The following is a 15,995-nucleotide window of genomic DNA, read 5'->3' on the forward strand; positions in this document are numbered from 1 at the left end:
CGACCGGTCCGGCGAATGCGCGTGGCGGGCCGGCGATGTGGTCGGGTCGAAGCCCTCGGCCGCCCCCGGCCCCGATCGGCCTGGCCAGGTGGTGCTTGGAGCCGGGGCGGGCGCGGTCGACAGGCGGGAGGCCGGCATGATCCCCACCGGCGGGACCGCACTGCCCTGAGAGCCGAAGGCGCCGTCAGAACGTGTCCGTGGACCAGCTCAGGTGAGTGAACGACGCCCAGTCCAGGGCCTCGGCGAAGCCATGCTGCCAAGCACGCCGCGCAACGTCCTCAGGCACATGCTCGAGGGCGGCGCGAACCTCGGACGGCAGCCACTCTCCTCCCCAGTCCGAGATCGAGGCATGGGCAGCCCAGTCAGCGGAAGGATCCGGGGTCAGGGGTATGTCATAGCCCTGACCCCGGAGCGCCGCCAGAGCACTCTGCCGCTGGCGTTTCATCAGGTGCGCGGCCGAGTAGATCCCCCACGGGTCACGGTAGCCGCCCGTCCCGTCGAGGTACGTGTCCCACGCCTCCTCGGCTGCGGCCTGATCGCGCCAGTCGACAATCGCCATACCCACCGTGAAGCCCCCTCTGTACAACGTGGTCCCACCAGCTCCATGACCGTACCTCTGACCTCGCCGAGTTCATCCAGGGTCGCCACCGGCGTAGCCACATCGCGCTGCTCCGGGCCCGTCTCAGCCGGCCATGCGGTCACGGAAGGAAGCGTTGCGTCCCCGGTGCGTCGGATCAGTCATGATCGGCTCCGAGCCCAGCCATCTCCACACCTTCGTGACGGCCGGGTCGTGAGGCGCCTGTACGCGGCTGGCAGGAGGAGGCGGGGTGGCCATCGGCGTCCTGCGTGTGCCACGCTGCCAGGACACCAGCCTGGTCTGGTAGGAGACCCCGATCGCTCCTGAACGCCCTCACGCGGGCGCAGAGGCGGTTCGGGTTTGTCTTGCTTGGCTGTGCGTGACCCCACGTCACGCTCCTGGCACCCCATACCGGGGTGCGTTGGGCTCGACCCCTGGAAGTGAGGGGCGACCAATGAACGAACTCACCGTGACCACCCGGCAGAACACCGACGCCACGGTCATCACCGTTTCGGGTGAGATAGACCTCGCGTCCTGCCCCGCCCTTGAGCGTGTCATTCACCTCACCCCGGCCGACGGGGCACCGCTGCGACTGGACATGTCCGAGGTGACCTTCATGGACTCCTCCGGCCTGAATCTGCTGCTCCGTCTTCACCGGCGCCTGCAGGGCGAGGGGAGCCCGCTCGTTCTGACCGGCCTGCAGGACCGGGTCCTGCGGGTCCTGGAACTGACCGGCGCCAATGCTGTGCTCCTCCCCGACGAGCCCGAAGCTCCTCTGCCTCGTCCGCGTTCCGCGCCACCAGCCTGATACGGCGCAGAGCGTGGGCGTGCCTGGAGGCACGCCCACGCCGTGCGGCGGCTCCCCCGCCTGGCGACAGTCGGCCGGGGGCCAGGCGATCTGGCTCGTGTCCACGCTCGTGTTCAAGAGGAAGCGGCGTTTCGTCGGTGCGGCGGGCCGTTGCGTTGAAGGCGGGCGGTTCGGCCGGCGCTCCTGAGCGGCGACAGGGCAGGCCGCCGCGCCCTGTTCGTTCAGACAGTCGGGCGGGTGGTGCCGGGCAGACAGCTGACGGCCGGGTTGAAGGTGGCGAACTGCCCGCGGGGGTTCTTCTTCCACAGCCACAGATGCAGGGCGTAGTGCGCGGGCTGACCGGGAAAGTTGCCGCGCTTGGGCCCCTTGAAGGGCATGCCGAACATGCTCGGCCGGTCGTCGTCCGTGGCCAGGTCCTGGTCCCTGTCGAAGACGAGCCACTCGACACCGACGAGACGCTTGCCCCCCTTGCCGTCATCCTCGTAGAAGAGCGCGGTGGGCTTCGCCGGGTCGGTCGAATTGTCGTAGGCATGGTTGAAGTGCGGGTAACCCAGCGCTCCCGAACCACCCGCCGAGTCGGAGACGCAGTACCGGTCGGGTCTGTACCCGGCCCGCACGCCCTCGTCATGCTGCAGGAAGGGAGCCGTGGCGCGGTACGTCGCGGCCTTGTCGGCTACCGCCGCCCCCGCCTCCGGCTCGGCGACAGCCGGGGTGGACGTCACGGCAAGCGCGACACCGGTGGTCAGTGCGGCCAGGGCGGACAGACGGACCATGTGAGGACTCCTCAGGTGCGACGAACACGGACGCGACAGAACCCTCCCCCGGACCTGAAGAGCCGTCACACACGAGACTCCGAACGGACGACCACCGTTCAGCCCACACTGCCACCCGCCAGGCACGGTTCGCGCTCGTCCTCTCGGCGACCGCCGGCAGGGCCGGACGTCACCGGCTTCCGGCGCCGAACGGCGTCCTGCGCCAGCGCGCCGACGGGTGCGGCGGCAACCAGCTTGCCGGTCCAGAACCATGGCGCAGAAGCAGCCGCAGACACGTTCGGCACCTTCGCCGACACGCCAGGACCGACAGCGAAGCCAGTCACACGTCGCCCAGGAACCCGGGATCGGACGGCCCCATCTGACGGGCGAAGTCCGCTGCGACTCCCAGCACCTCGCGCATCGGCACAGGCCGCCGGCTCGTGGCCGCGAGATCGGCGTGAGCCTCCTCGGACCACAGGAAGGGGTAGACGGAAAGGCCATGCCCCAAGGCCAGGGCCTCGGCCTCCTCACGCCACCCGGGCCAGCGCATTCCGTCGTAGAACGTCTCCAGCCTGCCCGAGAGCAGCCAGGAGACCCACCCCGAGTGACCCATCTCCATCGCCTCCCACGCCAGGGTGTCGGGAGCGAAGTACGTCATCTGGCCAGGTGCCCCGGGGCGGCCCGCAGCCGCGGGATCGCCACCGTTCAACGCGAACACCCCTCCGACAACGTCCTGGCCGACGACAAGACCAGTCGCGGGAAGCCACCCAGGATCGAAGACCGTGGGGAAACGGTTGACCTGCGCCAGACTCGGGAGTCGCCCTTCCGCCGTCGTACCCCCGCCGAACACGCGCACCCACCCGTTGTCCACGAGCAATCCGCCCGTGTTCAACGCCAGTGCACCCAGTACCGATCCCGCGCTGACCTGCATCTGCAGAAGGCACCGGCGGCCCTCTTCGATGTCTCCGGACAGCACTCGAACCGGCACGGAGCTCGACTTCAGAATTCCCTGAAGTTCCCGCCACACCGGGGCGTCCACATTGACCAGCTGTTCGATCCCTCGCATCCGAGGATGGTCGCACCTTTCGGGATCGCCTCATCGTGTGGGCTCGACCGCCCTCACGCGCAGGCGCGTCTGCGCGGCGTGCTCGCCGACGGCGTCCCCGGTGGCGGCCCCGAGGCGCATGTCCAGGTTTCCTGCATCCGTGCTGTGTGCCGCCGGGGAAGAGCTGGAGAAGAGGGTGATGGCACATGGACCAGGTCCAGCGACGGCTCAGACCGGCCGAATCGGTCTGGGAGTACCCCAGACCGCCCCGTGCGGTTCCTGACGCACGTCGGATCGTCGTTCGCCACGGCGGAGTCGTCCTTGCCGACTCGCGCCGGTGCGTACGCGTCCTCGAGACGAGTCACCCGCCGGTCTTCTACGTACCGCGGCAGCACGTTCGCATGGACCTGCTGGCGCCATCGGCCAGGGTCACGCACTGCGAGTGGAAGGGCCTGGCCTCCTACTGGACCTGGACGGCTCCCGGGGCGACCGTCGCGGACGTGGCCTGGAGCTACGAGGCGCCCGACCCCGCATATGCCGTGCTCGCCGGTCACGTGGCCTTCTATCCCGGTCGCGTCGACAACTGCACTGTCGACGGGGAGCAGGTGCTGCCACAGCCCGGTGACTTCTACGGAGGGTGGATCACCGCGGAGATAACCGGCCCCTTCAAAGGCCCCCCTGGCAGCGACGGCTGGTGACCCTGCGCCGAGAGCTCTCAGCGCCCCGAAACCGTACGGGGTAGTTACGAGGAACAAGATCCGGAACTCGGGAGAACACCATGTCGACACCCAACATCCGCCCCGGCGAGACGCCGCCCGCAGAAGGCTCCACGGCGGAAGCGCACCAGGAACGCCCCGACGGCGGCCTGTGGGAACACCCCAGAGTCCTGCTCGCCGTCATCGTGCTGGGCGCCCTGATCGTGGCGGCCTTCTTCATCGCCAGGATCGCCGGCTGGTGAGCCGCATCCGTCGAGACGGATCACGAAGACACGAGCAAACGACGGCACCGAACCCCGGCGATCGGCCCTCGACGTCGGTCGCGGGGCATCGGCGAACACGAGAAGCCATGCGGACCGGGCGGGCTCGGTCCTGGTGCCCGCAGAAGGCTGGCAAGTCGCTCCCGACGCCGGACGGACGCACCCGCCGCCGTGCCGGCACCTCGATGACGAGACTCCACCCCCGGTACGGCTCCCCGTCACCGGCTGCGCCGAATGCCTGGCGGCGGACCGTGACGACTGGGTCCACCTCCGCGTCTGCCTGCGGTGCGGACAAATGGCTGCTGCGACAGCTCCCCCGGCGCCCACGCTTATCAGCACGCCTCTCACACCGGGGACCCCATCGCGGCCGCGGCCGAAGGGGTCTGGGCGTGGTGCTACGCCGACGAGGTCTATCTGACACCCGCCTCCCCCACAGCCGCTGCGCAGCACGGAGGCCACGGCAACTGAGGCACGGCCCTGGCCGATACACGGCAGGAGCAGCTGGGACCCCGGGACGGCCGGCCCCTAGGGGGTCGACGACTTCGCGCACAGGTACGGGCGGGCCAGGAGCAGGCCCGTGGCGGTCAGGATGACGCCGATGTACACCGGCGCGAGGTGGAGGAAGTCCGTGTAGTGGATCGCGCCGTGGACGAGGACGGCGGGCAGGAAGCCGAAGGCCGCCGCCGTGGCCAGGGACCAGAACACCCAGGCCTCGCCCCGCCCCCAGCCCCACGCGCTGAGCAGCGTGATGGCCGCGGCCGCGGCCATCAGCGCACCGCCGAAGCCCGCCCGGTCGTGTGCGACGAACGGGACGAGCCGGGGGTTCACGGCTTCCAGAGCCTGCGTGTCGGCGCCCAGGAAGACCAGGTCGCTCGGCACGAAGACGCCGGTCAGGCCGACCAGCGAGATGACCGTGCCGCCGACGAACAGGCCCGCCCCCGTGACGATGAGCAGGAGTTGACCCACCAGGGCCCGCCGCCGCTCTCGCTCCGGGCCTTCGGGCATCCGGCGCCAGCGCGGGGTGCGCGGCGCCCGGCGGACCGCGGCCACGAACAGCGGGAAGAGCACGAGCGTGGTGGCCGTGTGGAGCGGCTCCACGAAGCCGGTCGCGAGGAAGTAGAAGAGAGTGGGGAAGCCGATGGCACCGGAGAGCAGGTACGCCTCACGGGCCCATGCCCTGCCGCGTCTGATCCCGCCGACGGCGAGGCCGGTGTAGAGGGCGCCGATCGACACCATCGTGCCGGCCATGGTGATCCGGTCGTGCTGGAGGAAGTGCACGAGGTGGTGGTTGGCGGCGTGCAGCTCGTCCAGTGTCATGCCGAGGTAGTCGCGGTCGTACCAGAGCAGTACGGGCCCGAGCGTGATCGCCGCCGCGCCGAGTCCGGCGCCCGTCATGCCGAGCCCGACGAGCAGGCCCCACACCCAGGCGGGCCACCGGCGGGGATCGAGGCCGACGTCGCGTAGCCCGGCGGCGGGCGCGGTGGGGGTGGCGGCCTCGGTGACCCGGGCGAACCAGCCGGGTCCGGCCTCCACGAGCACACCCGGCCGGGCGAGAACGACCGTGTCCGGGTCGTCGAGCGCGGCGGCCGCGGCGCCGACCGACGGGTCTGACACCCGCACGGCCCGGGGCTCGTTGTCGCGCGTGAAGCCGTCGACGTGGGCGGCGAGGGCGGCTTCGGTCTCCGGGTCCGTGGTTCGGACGACGACCGGTATCGAGCGGCCGGCGGCGGCCGCGCGAACGGTCTCGACGTCCTCCGCCGCGACCGGCGCCACCTCGACGACACCCGCCCCGAGCGGGGCCATGGCCCGGACGGTCTCGTGGGCGAGCGCGGGCGGGACGGATATGCCCAGGCGCACGGCCACGGGAACGCCGGCCAGCTCGCCGGCGAGCCGCTCCGGGGGGTGCCGGTGTCCGAAGCCTCGGGCGATCAGCCGCGCCCCGGCGGGCCGGGAGCCGATCGCGGCGAGCAGCCTCAGCGCGGTGCGCTGCGAACGGCGCGTGCCGACGGCACGGGCGGCGGCGCTGCGCAGGGGGTGATAGGTCCAGTCCGGCATCAGGCGGTCTCGTCATCCGTCGCGGTCGGGGTCGCGGGGGCTCCGGGCGGGGTCCAGCCCAGCACCGGTGTCATGGAACGCAGGGTCGCCCGCTCCGGCGTGAGTCGGGCGGCGACGTCGCGCAGGAACGCGGCCGGCGGCCACGCCAGCTGCCCGAGCGCGCCGAGCCGTGCGGAGCGGCGCGCGACCGCCTGGGTACGGGGGCGGCGCAGCCGGTCGTACGAGCGGAGTGCGGCGGTCACGTCCGCGGTGGTGTCGAGGCAGGCGGCGAGCGTGACCGCGTCCTCCAGGGCCTGGCAGGCGCCTTGGCCGAGGTTGGGGGTCATGGCGTGGGCGGCGTCGCCGAGAAGGGCGACCCGGCCGCGTACGAAGGTGGGCATCGGCGGGAGTTCGTACAGGTCGTGGCGGAGCACGGCGTCGGCGGGGACGGCGGACAGGAGGGCGGGGATCGGTTCCGGCCAGGATCCGAACCGGCGCAGCAGCTCGGCGTGCTCGGTGGTGCCGAAGGTGGTTCCGGGCGGGAGGGACGCGGTCGCGAAGCAGTACATCCGGCCGCCGGGCAGCGAGGTGTAGCCGAACCGTTCGCCGCGTCCCCAGGTCGCGGCTCCCTCGGAAGGTGGCTGGGCGAGAGGCTCGGTGACCATGCGCCAGGCGGTGTAGCCGACGTACCGGGGGCCGCGCGCGTCGGGCCACAGAGCCTGGCGGACCGCGCTGCGCAGCCCGTCGGCGCCGACGACGAGGTCGGCCCGACACGCTCCCCCACTGTGCTCGACGACGAGGCCGTGGCCGTCGTCGCGGACGCCGGTCACGTCGGTGCCGGGCCGCAGGCACTCCGGCGGCAGGGCCTCGGTGAGCGCCCGCAGCAGCTCAGCACGGTGCAGGACCACGAGGGGATGTCCGAAGCGGCGCACCAGTTCGGCGGTCTCGGTGCGCGAGAGCGGGCGTCCCCTGCGGTCGCGGACGCCGCCCGCGGTCTCGACGGCGCCGAGGGTGCGCACGGTGCCGGCCAGGTCGAGCGTGTCGAGCGCGCGTAGCGCGTTGGGCCACAGGGAGATCCCGGCGCCGATCTCGGTGAACCGCGGAGCGCGTTCGAGGACTTGGACGCGCCACCCGCGCCGGTGCAGAGCGATCGCGGCCGCGAGGCCCCCGATCCCGCCGCCGACGACGGTCGCGGCGCGCTGCGGCATGGTTCCTCGCTCGGGTTCTGGGGCTCCGCCGCGAGGGCGCGTGCGGTGGGTGGGGTGGGGACGGGACGCGGCGCAGGTGGGAGGGCTGAGCGGCGACCCATAGCAACATGTCACCCCACGCCTGTCAACGTCGGGAGGCTCTCGGGCCGAGGCCGTCGCCCGGGACGCGGCGGGGGGGGTGGGGAGGGCGTACGCCCTCCGTGTGGCCGGTCGATCGCCGCTGACCTGTGGCTGTGATCCAGAACGCGAGGGAGGGCGGCTACCTGTGAGTGCTACAGCCTTGCCTGCTGCTTGGCCTTGCTCCGGGCGCGTTCGCCATGGGACCTGATCGCGCTGGCGGCGAGGGCGATGGCGGCGAGGTTGAGGGGGAAGGCGACCAGCCCGGCCGGTTCGGGGACGCCGACGCCGCGGAGGAGGCTGGTTGCGGTCGCCGTCAGTAGGAGGGCGATGGGGAGGTAGCGGCGCCAGGCGGGGGAGGGTGCGGATCCGGGCGGCTTTGAGGGTGAAGGTCAGGGCGCAGGCGAAGAGGACCACGTACAGGGCGAGGGCGAGTTGCACGGACACACGGTTCCTTTGCGGCGGGGCGGGGCGGCGGTCGGGGTTCGATGAGACCGACGCGGATCGCGTAGCGGGTCGGTTCGAGGCGGTCGCGGATGCCGAGTCTCTGGAGCAGGTTGGCGCGGTGGCGCTCCACGGTCTTGGGGCTGATGACGAGGAGGTCGCCGATCTCCTTGGAGCGGTGGCCCTCGGCGACGAGTTTCAGGATCCCACTTCGCGTTCGGTGATGGGCCGTTCCGGCAGGGCGTTGCCCGAGCGGGGCGCGCTCGAAGGTAGGTGCGGATGAGGTCGGCCGCGCGTGAGTGAGGAGAGAGGAGATGTGGGCGGCGGTCACCAGCTTGAGGCGCCGTGCTGCTGCTCTCAACCCAGCCCAGAGCACTTCGGCCACCCGCCACACCTCATCCGGCTTCGCCGAGCCCGGTGAGCGCCGGCTGCCGCAGGCGGAACGGCCGAAGAGGACGAATCGGAGCCTGATGGCGTGATCGTCGGCCCGGACAGGCTTGGCGGGCTCTGGCCGACAACATTGAGACCTCACCCCCGGCACCGCGCTCCGCCCGGTCAGTGCGGGCTGGTGGACTTCGCTGCTCGGGCCGCGGACCATACTGGTCGTCGAGCCCCGATCACCCACTGGACGGTTCCATGGCCAAGAGCACCTCCTCATCGACCACTGCCCCCGATACCGCATGGCTCGGGCGGGGGCGTCACGTCGGGCCCGAAGCCGAGCGTGACGTCCGACGTAACCTGCTCGCTCTCAAGGCGGCCAGAGTGATCGACGACTTCGTCGACCTCGACCCCGTCGAGGCCGCCCGCTCGACCGATCTGTTCCCCCGGGACGAGGCCGCCGACCCCGGCCCCTCGGCCCGCCGCGTGTTCGAAGCACGTTGGCGCGTGGCAGGCGACGTCACGGTGCGTGCTCAACTGACCACCTACGAGCCGGAGTCCCGCCGTACGGGGAACGAGAGCGAGGTCGCCTGGGTGCTGGCCGCCGAGGCGGAGACGGCGTGGCAAGCGAGCTGGCCCTCTCCCGCCACCGTGTTCTGGCCCGACAGCGACCAGGTCGCCTGGGATCACGACAGAGTGCCGGGCGGGCGTCTGCGGACGGTCAACCACCTGCCCAAGGACGACGGCGAGCTGCGGCGGCTGCTGCGGGACTGCAGCCGACAGAGCTGGTTCATCCATGTCGTGGTGCACGAGGCGATGACGCCGGACGCGCTGGGTCGGCGGCCGGTCACGGCATTCCTGCCGCCGAGCATCAAGCACCGGGTCATCGAGCACCGGGCCACGCCGGAGCAGGCACTGATCGCCGACTTCGCGATGAAGCGCGAGCTGGGTGTGGGGCTTCCGCGCGGAGGAGCTGTCGTCCTGCCCTCCACACCGCAGACCCCGGGCTACGACGCCGAACGCTTCACCGTGGGCGACGTCTTCCTCGACGGCACCGAGCCGACCGAACTCCTCCGAAAGATCACGGAGTTCGCCTCACTGCCACGGCCGCTGCCGGACGGCGCGGAGCAAGCCCTCACGCGTCTGCGCCAAGGCTGGCATCTGCTCACTCCTGATGAGGAACTCGTCCACGCACGGGCCATGGTCACGCGGTACGCCGAGGCGCTCAAGGCCATGACGGCGTCCTGCGACCTGTACCGCGAGGCTGCCGAGTCGGCCCACGCCGCGCTCGCCGAAGCCACCAGCGGCAGCAACGCACCCAGGACACTCGCACCGCCTGCCGCCGAGCAGGACACCTCACCGCTGAAATCCCTCACGAAGAGCCTCGGCATCTTCCGCAGAACCGACCGTTGACAGCACCAGGGGGATCCGGCGTGGACTTACGGCTGGAGCGTGGTCCGCGGTACGCAGCCCACTTCTGGCGGCGTACCGGGGACGACGACAACCCCCTCCGTCCCTCCCTGGCCGAGTCCGGCCGTCGAGCGGTTCAGTTGTCCGGGGTCAGCTTCCGATTGGTTCCTGATCGGCTGATGTCCAGCTCGAGGAGTGCGGTCAGAGCCGTGCCGCTGTTCCAGAAGCCGAGAAGGTCGACGTCGACGAGAACCAGGTCGTGGCGGGCGGCGAAGGCCCTGGCCTGCTTGGTGAACTTGCACGAGGCGACGAAGAGCGGGATGTCCGCCTGGTGTTCGCTGCGCGCGGTTCCGTTGAACCTCTGCAGGTCCGGGCTGCCGACGGTGCGGTGTTTCGCGTAGCGCTTGCACTGCACCACGATCTTCCGGCCGTCCGGCAGCCGGCCCGTCACGTCGGCACCCATGTCGTTCGCGCCGCCCACCCGGCGGACCTCGGTGCAGCCGTCCCGGCGGCACAGGTCCGCCACGTACTCCTCGAACTCGCGGTCATCCATGCCCCAGACCGATTCCATCGACCGCACGGCCTGGACCCGCGCCTGCTCGGCCAGGCGGACCTTCTCGGCCTCTGCCTCACGCCTCCCGGCACGCACCAGAACCGCGACCAGGCATCCCGCCCCCAGGACGGCTGACGCCACCAGCACCATCGCGCCCGTTCCCATGCTCTGCCCCTCCCCGACGTCACTGTCAGCCAGCTGGCTCCCCACCCGGGCCGCGCTCTATCCCGACGTGGAGGAATCTGGCGCGGATGCGCAGAGGGGATCGCCTTCTCAGCTCGGGCAGAAGGTGGCGAACAAGTGCGGCAGGAGGGCGCGGGCGTCCGGGTTCCTGCTGCGGCCTGGCAGGTCGACGTTTCCCTACGCGGCCGCCCGCCGGGCTGTGACCAGCAGGTACTCCCAGTCCATGGCGCCGTCGACGAAGTGCTGCGAGGCCAGTTCGACGAGGGCGTCGTCGAGAGCGGCCACTCGCTCGGGGTCATCGGAGATGAAGCGGTACGTGGCGATGGTCGGTCCGTAGCAGGCCTTGAAGAAGTCCCGGAACTCCTCCGGTCGCGCGAACCGGTCGACTCGCAGCGCCTGCCGGCGAGCCTCCACGTCCGTCACACCATCCCCGAGCAGGGAGCTCACGTGGTCCGGGTTGCCCCAGAGCGGCGGCGGCTGGGCTCCGGGCGGGGGTGGTGGCGCGTACGGGCGCATCGTGGCGAACATCTGCCCGATGAACCCCTCCGGGGTCCAGTTGATCAGGCCGATGGTGCCGCCCGGGCGGCAGACCCGGACCAGTTCGTCTGCCGCCTCCTGGTGGTGCGGGGCGAACATCACGCCGACGCAGGACATGACCGTGTCGAACTCGCCGTCCGCGAAGGGCAGTGCCTCGGCGTCGGCCTCGCGCCAGTCCAGCCGCGCATCGCGCTCCGCCGCGAGATCGCGCCCGATGTCCAGGAGCTCCGGGGTGAGGTCCGAGGCGATGACGTCGGCGCCCAGAAGGGCGGCGGGGATGGCCGCGTTCCCGGAGCCGGCCGCCACGTCGAGGACACGGTCGCCCTGCCGGATGCCGCATTCCCGGACCAGCACGTCCCCGAGCTCGGAGATGACCTGCGTCGCCACGGCGGGATAGTCGCCCAGGGCCCACATCGCCCGGTGCTTCGCCTTCAGGGACTGGGGGGCGGCATGCTCGTTGCTCATGTCCGTCATCTCTACCCTGCCGCGGCCCGAGGGGGCGGGGCCAAGCGGGTGACGCGCAGAGGCGTTCACTGCCGTACGGGCGCTGTGGCGGCCGTCGGAGTACGTTCTCCGACGGCTTCGTCCCAGCTGAGCCTCAGGACCGTCGGGCGGCGGTGAGGGATCTCCCTCCGTACGAGCGTGGCGTCAGTGCCGCAGCAGGGCGCAGACGAAGTCCTCCTGGACGGCGCGGACCTTGGCCAGCAGTTCCGGCTTCAGGCTCTTGCTGGTCTGGGTGTTGATCGAGAACGTGAGGGAGCGCCGGCCGTCCGCGGTGGCGGCCGCGAACTGGGTGTAGCCGGGGAAGTTGCCGGTGTGGCCGTACACCGTGCCGCAGCGCGTCGTGTAGCGGAAGATGGCCAGTCCGCCGGCGTTGACGCCGGGGCCGGCGGGCTCCGAGGCCGCACCCGGGATGAAGGTCCGCTGCTCGTGCCTGGTCTCCTTCGAGAGGAAACCGTGTCCGCCGGCCCAGGCGCGGATGAAGGCGTTCAGGTCCTTCGGCGTCGAGACGATCCCGCCGGACGCCCAGACACCCGACGCGCTGAGGACCTCGCTGATGTCCTCCGGCGGGGCGGGCGGTGTCACGTCGTAGCCGTGCAGATACGGCTCGGGCAGCCGGTAGCCCTGGGGCAGGCTGGTCTGCCACAGGCCGAGGGGCCGGTACACGAGCCGTTCGAGCAGCCGCTCGTACCGCTGCCCCGTGACCGCCTCGGCCATCAACGCCACGGCGATGTTGTCGGAGTTCGAGTACTCGTACCGCGATCCCGGCTCGAACCGCAGGTCCTCGCCGGCGACGAATTCGAGCAGGCGACGGGGGTCGAAGTGGTGCCGCGGGTCTTCCTGCAGGATCTCGAGGAACGCCGGCGCCGTCGTGTAGTCGGGCAGCCCGCTGGTGTGGTTGAGCAACTGGCGAAGTGTCACCTGATGCCATGCGGTGGGCAGTGACGGCAAGCGCTGGCCGATCGTGTCGTCGAGGCTCAGCCTGTCCCTGTCCACCAGGCGCAGGGCTACCGCTCCGCTGAAGGCCTTGGCCACGCTCGCGATCCGCATGTGGTCGGTGATACGGGGCGGGCGGCCCGTCGTCGTGTCGGCGACGCCCGCACGGTAGACCGCTGTCCGGTCGCCCTGCCGCATCAGCGCGATCGCTCCGGGCGGCCCTCCGGCCGTACGGACGAGGTCGTTCAGCTGCTGCTGCAGCGCCCTGTCCGGGGACGGCGGCGTGGCCGTGGCCTGTGCGGGCTGGACCAGGGCGGCGAGCACCGCGGACGCGGCCAGGCCGGCGGCGGACAGGCGCAGGGATACGCGCGAACGGGAACGGACTTCAGAGCGTGCCGACACGGGGGCTCCTTCGCGGGGACACCGGGCGGGGGCCACCCGGTTGAGAGGGTCCGCCCCAGCATCGGACGCGCGGTCGGGATGTGCCTGCCCCGTGCTCCATGCGGCCTAGCCGCCGCGTCAGCCGGTGCCCTCCAGGGCCCTCGCAGCCGGCGACCTCGTCGAGCGCGCTCGCGCACCGTACGCGGAAACGGGGCAGCCGATGCCGCCCCGCTGGGCTGCGTGGGAGCGCCCGTCGACGTACGCCGGTACTGCAGGTCCGCCCACCGGCATCGCATCCGCACGCCATCGCGGTGACCTGCCCACCGACTCGCGCGCCGAGCCTGCCCCGCTCGGCTAGGACCTGTCCGGGTGATCACGTTCGGAGCCAGATGACGAGAGCTGCGGCGGTGACCGTTCCAAGGAAGACGTATCCACGCTTGTCGTAGCGGGTTGCTACTGCTCGGGCGTGCTTGAGCTTGTTGATGGCTCGTTCGACGGTGCTGCGCTGCTTGTAGCGGTCCTCGTCGAAGCCTGGTGGCCGTCCGCCTTGCGAGCCTTTGCGTAGGCGGGCGGCCTGGCTGTCGGCTTTCTCCGGGATGGTGGTCGGATGCCGCGGCGTCGCAGGTAGTCGCGGCAGGGCCCGATGCTGTAGGCCTTGTCCGCGGCGAGACTGTCCGGCTTCTTGCGGGGCCTGCCCGTCCCGAGCCGGGGAACGCGGATCTTCTCCAGGACCGGTTTGAACTGGGTGCAGTCCGCTCGCTGCCCTGGCGTGACGACCGGGGACAGCGGACGGCAGCGGCCGTCCGCGCTCAGGTGAGTCTGGGTGGTGAATCCGCCGCGCGAACGGCCCAGGCCCTCCCTTCCAGCACCACCTCCACCAGGCGGGCGACGAGGCTCTGCCATGGCGTCTCGCCCTGGTGTTCTGCTGGCAGGTCCCCCTTCGAGGGGGGGAGCCGGCGATGGGTGTGTCCGAGTCGATCTCACCCACCGTCCGGGCCCGGGGAAGAATCCCGTTGACCACCTGCCGATGGTCCCGCCACCGGCCGCAACGCCTGTTGCTGACCGGCAGGAACGCCTGTTGCTGACCGGCAGGAACGGCTGTAGCCGTACCCACTCTGCGTCACTCAGTTCACCCCGCCCCATGTCCACCTGAAACAACGTGTGGCCGGAGCAGTCACGTGATCGACCCTGACTGGCTGGAACCGATCAGGGGATCACCGATGACGGACTGTCCGATCTGCTCTGCCAGCCAGGAGGCGTGCCGTTCCTCGGACCCGTCGCGATTCCTGCGGCGCACGTGGACGAGGACAGTGTGGTCACCGGAGCGCTGGTCGAGGTCTTGGGGTCGGCAGTTGAACAGCAAAGAGACCCGGGCGTTGTTGGCTTCGCCGTGGATGTCACGGTCCGGTACATCAGGCCAGATCAAGCCGGACCACCAGATCTCGCCGAAGTTCGGGCCTACCAAGGCAGCGAACTCCTCCTCGACGCTGCCCACGGGCAGGTATTCCATCGACGCCCAGAGCGGCAGGTGCGAGGAGAGGAAGTCCGGATCGTTGGAAAGCTCGGGCGCGTGGACTCCGCCGTGCAAACCCGTCGGGTCGGAAGGATCCCGCGCCCAGTCCTCGACATCTTCTTTCCGGAACCAGGCATCCGGCAGCGCCTCGCGTATCCGCAACACTTCCGGGACAGTGCACAGCTCGACGTCCACTGACACCTCCGCGTACTGCCGGTCGCCCACTGCCACGAGTTGACGCGCCACGCGCAGAGCGAGTACCGGGTCGGTGGTGCGGAAGATCGGGTACGCGATGGGGTTGGACATGCGAGCACCTTGCCACAGCCGACATCGGACGAAGATCCATTTCCCGTAGAGGCCCAATCCGGATCGCTCTCACCGAACTGACACGTGATCGCCCGGCACAGGTCCTAGTACACCCCGCCCGGCCGGACCCACCAGCACTCGAACGACTCCGCCCCCGGGGCCGCGATGAACACCTTCATGTCGCAGAAGGCCAACGCGGCCATCCGGCTCAGCGTCGGGACGTCGTCGACGATGATCGGTATCGCCTCCGCCCATGCCCCGAGGCGAGCCGGCAGTGCCACCGCGACGACGCGAAGCTCTGCGTCCTTCTTCGCGTACAGCGGCCTGCCGTCTCCATAGGCGGCAGACGGCGCGCCGAAGAACATGTCGTCACCGAGGGCGCCTCGCACGATCGTCTCGAACGTCTGCCACCACTCCGATCCGATCCCCGTCCGGGCCCAGAACTGCTTGTACGCCACCGCCCGCGCCTTCCGGGCGGATTGCTTCCGCTCCCATCGGGCCTCACGCGCCTGCTGTTCCGCGTGCCGGCGCGCTGCCTCCTCCTCAGCCGCGGCCGCGTAGCGCGGCGCCGTCCAGAACCGGCCCCGGTAGTCGTCGCCGCCAGGAGCGGCGGCCCCCCGGACGTACCGTTCCTCGTGCGGGGCGACGCGCCCTTCGAGGATCCACCCCACCGCGGCTCCCAGGGATACGTCCGCGACCGCGCTCCAGCCGTCCTCGGCCGCGTACCGGGCGATCACCCCACGCACCGACCGGCGTCCCTCAGCCGCCCTGGTCACGTGGAGCGCCGGAACGGCGCTCATCCACGGCCGAGGGCGCTCCCGTTCGTCGAACCAGCAGACCCCCACCTTGTCCGCGGCGTATCGCTCCGTACGCTTCAGGACGTCGTCCTGGGTGATCGGGGACAGCTGGGCCTCCAGCGCGAACCGGCGTCCGTCCGGGGAGACGGCCAGCACGTCCGCCCGCCAGGCGCCGTGAGGCGCGGCGGCCTCGAGGACGGCGTCCCAGCCGGCCGCACGGGCCGCGGTGGCAAGGTCGGACTTCAGCAGCAGGTGTTCTGCGCTCTCCCCCGCGAGCGGGCAGTCCGGCGTACGCCGGCGGTGGGCGAAGTGCGGCAGGCCCAGCACGGAACGCCGGGCGACCATCCGCCCGCCGCATGCCGGGCAGTGCAACGGAGCCCTGGCCCGATGGATCGCCTCCCAGCTCACTCCGCAGCCAAGATCGGGCTGGGTGGCGTCCAGCCGGCCGTGCTCGGCGTGCTGGGCGGTGAACGGCATTGCCGGAGCCTTTCCCGGCGCAGTCGGCTCCACGCCGTCTGGCGGCACCGAAATCGGGTGGC

15 protein-coding genes and 2 pseudogenes are annotated in these 15,995 nt (G+C 71.1%); 5 read left to right on the top strand and 12 right to left on the bottom strand.

The window, feature by feature from the left end; all coding sequences use genetic code 11:
• Nucleotides 1-184 precede the first annotated feature (184 nt).
• Complete coding sequence (locus ACF1G2_RS33000; RefSeq protein ID WP_391801833.1) at nucleotides 185-559, bottom strand: hypothetical protein; 375 nt, start codon at nucleotides 557-559, stop codon at nucleotides 185-187.
• Between the two features lie 472 nt (nucleotides 560-1,031).
• Here ACF1G2_RS33000 and ACF1G2_RS33005 point away from each other — a divergent pair, with 472 nt between their 5' ends.
• Nucleotides 1,032-1,385, top strand: coding sequence for an STAS domain-containing protein (locus tag ACF1G2_RS33005; RefSeq protein WP_391801834.1), 354 nt, complete (start codon nucleotides 1,032-1,034; stop codon nucleotides 1,383-1,385).
• A 221-nt stretch (nucleotides 1,386-1,606) separates the two neighbouring features.
• Here ACF1G2_RS33005 and ACF1G2_RS33010 read toward each other — a convergent pair whose 3' ends face one another.
• A complete protein-coding gene (locus ACF1G2_RS33010; RefSeq protein ID WP_391801835.1) occupies nucleotides 1,607-2,158 on the bottom strand; it encodes a hypothetical protein in 552 nt (183 codons plus the stop codon).
• A gap of 319 nt (nucleotides 2,159-2,477) precedes the next feature.
• Nucleotides 2,478-3,203 carry a DUF2625 family protein gene (locus ACF1G2_RS33015; protein ID WP_391801836.1) on the bottom strand — a complete coding sequence of 242 codons (726 nt, stop codon included), beginning with the start codon at nucleotides 3,201-3,203 and terminating at the stop codon, nucleotides 2,478-2,480.
• Between the two features lie 185 nt (nucleotides 3,204-3,388).
• On the opposite strand from ACF1G2_RS33015, the gene ACF1G2_RS33020 reads away from it, so the two are divergent.
• The 3 genes from ACF1G2_RS33020 (at nucleotide 3,389) to ACF1G2_RS33030 (ending at nucleotide 4,626) form a co-directional block, all read left to right on the top strand.
• Nucleotides 3,389-3,880, top strand: a complete 492-nt coding sequence (locus tag ACF1G2_RS33020; protein ID WP_391801837.1) for a DUF427 domain-containing protein — start codon at nucleotides 3,389-3,391, stop codon at nucleotides 3,878-3,880.
• A gap of 80 nt (nucleotides 3,881-3,960) precedes the next feature.
• Nucleotides 3,961-4,140, top strand: coding sequence for a DUF6480 family protein (locus ACF1G2_RS33025; RefSeq protein ID WP_391801838.1), 180 nt, complete (start codon nucleotides 3,961-3,963; stop codon nucleotides 4,138-4,140).
• Between the two features lie 303 nt (nucleotides 4,141-4,443).
• A complete protein-coding gene (locus ACF1G2_RS33030) occupies nucleotides 4,444-4,626 on the top strand; it encodes a UBP-type zinc finger domain-containing protein (RefSeq protein ID WP_391801839.1) in 183 nt (60 codons plus the stop codon).
• 57 nt (nucleotides 4,627-4,683) lie between these two features.
• Here the strand turns inward: ACF1G2_RS33030 and ACF1G2_RS33035 are convergent, their stop codons facing one another.
• The 3 genes and pseudogenes from ACF1G2_RS33035 to ACF1G2_RS33045 all read right to left on the bottom strand — a co-directional run.
• Complete coding sequence (locus ACF1G2_RS33035) at nucleotides 4,684-6,213, bottom strand: hypothetical protein (RefSeq protein WP_391801840.1); 1,530 nt, start codon at nucleotides 6,211-6,213, stop codon at nucleotides 4,684-4,686.
• Nucleotides 6,213-7,400 carry an FAD-dependent monooxygenase gene (locus tag ACF1G2_RS33040; protein ID WP_391801841.1) on the bottom strand — a complete coding sequence of 396 codons (1,188 nt, stop codon included), beginning with the start codon at nucleotides 7,398-7,400 and terminating at the stop codon, nucleotides 6,213-6,215. The genes ACF1G2_RS33035 and ACF1G2_RS33040 overlap by 1 nt, the downstream gene beginning before the upstream one ends.
• A gap of 598 nt (nucleotides 7,401-7,998) precedes the next feature.
• Nucleotides 7,999-8,216 (bottom strand): annotated as a pseudogene (locus ACF1G2_RS33045) (response regulator transcription factor); the annotation flags it as partial.
• 507 nt (nucleotides 8,217-8,723) lie between these two features.
• On the opposite strand from ACF1G2_RS33045, the gene ACF1G2_RS33050 reads away from it, so the two are divergent.
• On the top strand, nucleotides 8,724-9,752 hold the full coding sequence (locus ACF1G2_RS33050) for a hypothetical protein (RefSeq protein WP_391801842.1): 1,029 nt from the start codon (nucleotides 8,724-8,726) through the stop codon (nucleotides 9,750-9,752).
• Nucleotides 9,753-9,885: 133 nt separating this feature from the next.
• Here ACF1G2_RS33050 and ACF1G2_RS33055 read toward each other — a convergent pair whose 3' ends face one another.
• From ACF1G2_RS33055 to ACF1G2_RS33080, 6 genes and pseudogenes are all read right to left on the bottom strand, one after another.
• Nucleotides 9,886-10,467, bottom strand: a complete 582-nt coding sequence (locus ACF1G2_RS33055; RefSeq protein WP_391801843.1) for a restriction endonuclease — start codon at nucleotides 10,465-10,467, stop codon at nucleotides 9,886-9,888.
• 195 nt (nucleotides 10,468-10,662) lie between these two features.
• Complete coding sequence (locus ACF1G2_RS33060; RefSeq protein ID WP_391801844.1) at nucleotides 10,663-11,487, bottom strand: class I SAM-dependent methyltransferase; 825 nt, start codon at nucleotides 11,485-11,487, stop codon at nucleotides 10,663-10,665.
• Between the two features lie 183 nt (nucleotides 11,488-11,670).
• On the bottom strand, nucleotides 11,671-12,861 hold the full coding sequence (locus tag ACF1G2_RS33065) for a serine hydrolase domain-containing protein (RefSeq protein ID WP_391801845.1): 1,191 nt from the start codon (nucleotides 12,859-12,861) through the stop codon (nucleotides 11,671-11,673).
• A gap of 352 nt (nucleotides 12,862-13,213) precedes the next feature.
• Nucleotides 13,214-13,983, bottom strand: a pseudogene (locus ACF1G2_RS33070) (IS5 family transposase).
• Nucleotides 13,984-14,014: 31 nt separating this feature from the next.
• Nucleotides 14,015-14,659: a hypothetical protein gene (locus tag ACF1G2_RS33075; protein ID WP_391801846.1), complete on the bottom strand. Its 645-nt coding sequence runs from the start codon at nucleotides 14,657-14,659 to the stop codon at nucleotides 14,015-14,017.
• Between the two features lie 104 nt (nucleotides 14,660-14,763).
• A complete protein-coding gene (locus ACF1G2_RS33080) occupies nucleotides 14,764-15,933 on the bottom strand; it encodes a competence protein CoiA (RefSeq protein ID WP_391801847.1) in 1,170 nt (389 codons plus the stop codon).
• Nucleotides 15,934-15,995 lie beyond the last annotated feature (62 nt).

The organism is Streptomyces sp. NPDC013457 (genome assembly GCF_043089925.1).
Taxonomy (GTDB): Bacteria; Actinomycetota; Actinomycetes; order Streptomycetales; family Streptomycetaceae; genus Streptomyces.

Bases quoted from the DNA above. Each gene is read 5' to 3' on its own strand.
- ACF1G2_RS33000 (WP_391801833.1), bottom strand. From the start codon at position 559: ATGGCGATTGTCGACTGGCGCGATCAGGCCGCAGCCGAGGAGGCGTGG.
- ACF1G2_RS33005 (WP_391801834.1), top strand. From the start codon at position 1,032: ATGAACGAACTCACCGTGACCACCCGGCAGAACACCGACGCCACGGTC.
- ACF1G2_RS33010 (WP_391801835.1), bottom strand. From the start codon at position 2,158: ATGGTCCGTCTGTCCGCCCTGGCCGCACTGACCACCGGTGTCGCGCTT.
- ACF1G2_RS33015 (WP_391801836.1), bottom strand. From the start codon at position 3,203: ATGCGAGGGATCGAACAGCTGGTCAATGTGGACGCCCCGGTGTGGCGG.
- ACF1G2_RS33020 (WP_391801837.1), top strand. From the start codon at position 3,389: ATGGACCAGGTCCAGCGACGGCTCAGACCGGCCGAATCGGTCTGGGAG.
- ACF1G2_RS33025 (WP_391801838.1), top strand. From the start codon at position 3,961: ATGTCGACACCCAACATCCGCCCCGGCGAGACGCCGCCCGCAGAAGGC.
- ACF1G2_RS33035 (WP_391801840.1), bottom strand. From the start codon at position 6,213: ATGCCGGACTGGACCTATCACCCCCTGCGCAGCGCCGCCGCCCGTGCC.
- ACF1G2_RS33040 (WP_391801841.1), bottom strand. From the start codon at position 7,400: ATGCCGCAGCGCGCCGCGACCGTCGTCGGCGGCGGGATCGGGGGCCTC.
- ACF1G2_RS33055 (WP_391801843.1), bottom strand. From the start codon at position 10,467: ATGGGAACGGGCGCGATGGTGCTGGTGGCGTCAGCCGTCCTGGGGGCG.
- ACF1G2_RS33060 (WP_391801844.1), bottom strand. From the start codon at position 11,487: ATGAGCAACGAGCATGCCGCCCCCCAGTCCCTGAAGGCGAAGCACCGG.
- ACF1G2_RS33075 (WP_391801846.1), bottom strand. From the start codon at position 14,659: ATGTCCAACCCCATCGCGTACCCGATCTTCCGCACCACCGACCCGGTA.
- ACF1G2_RS33080 (WP_391801847.1), bottom strand. From the start codon at position 15,933: ATGCCGTTCACCGCCCAGCACGCCGAGCACGGCCGGCTGGACGCCACC.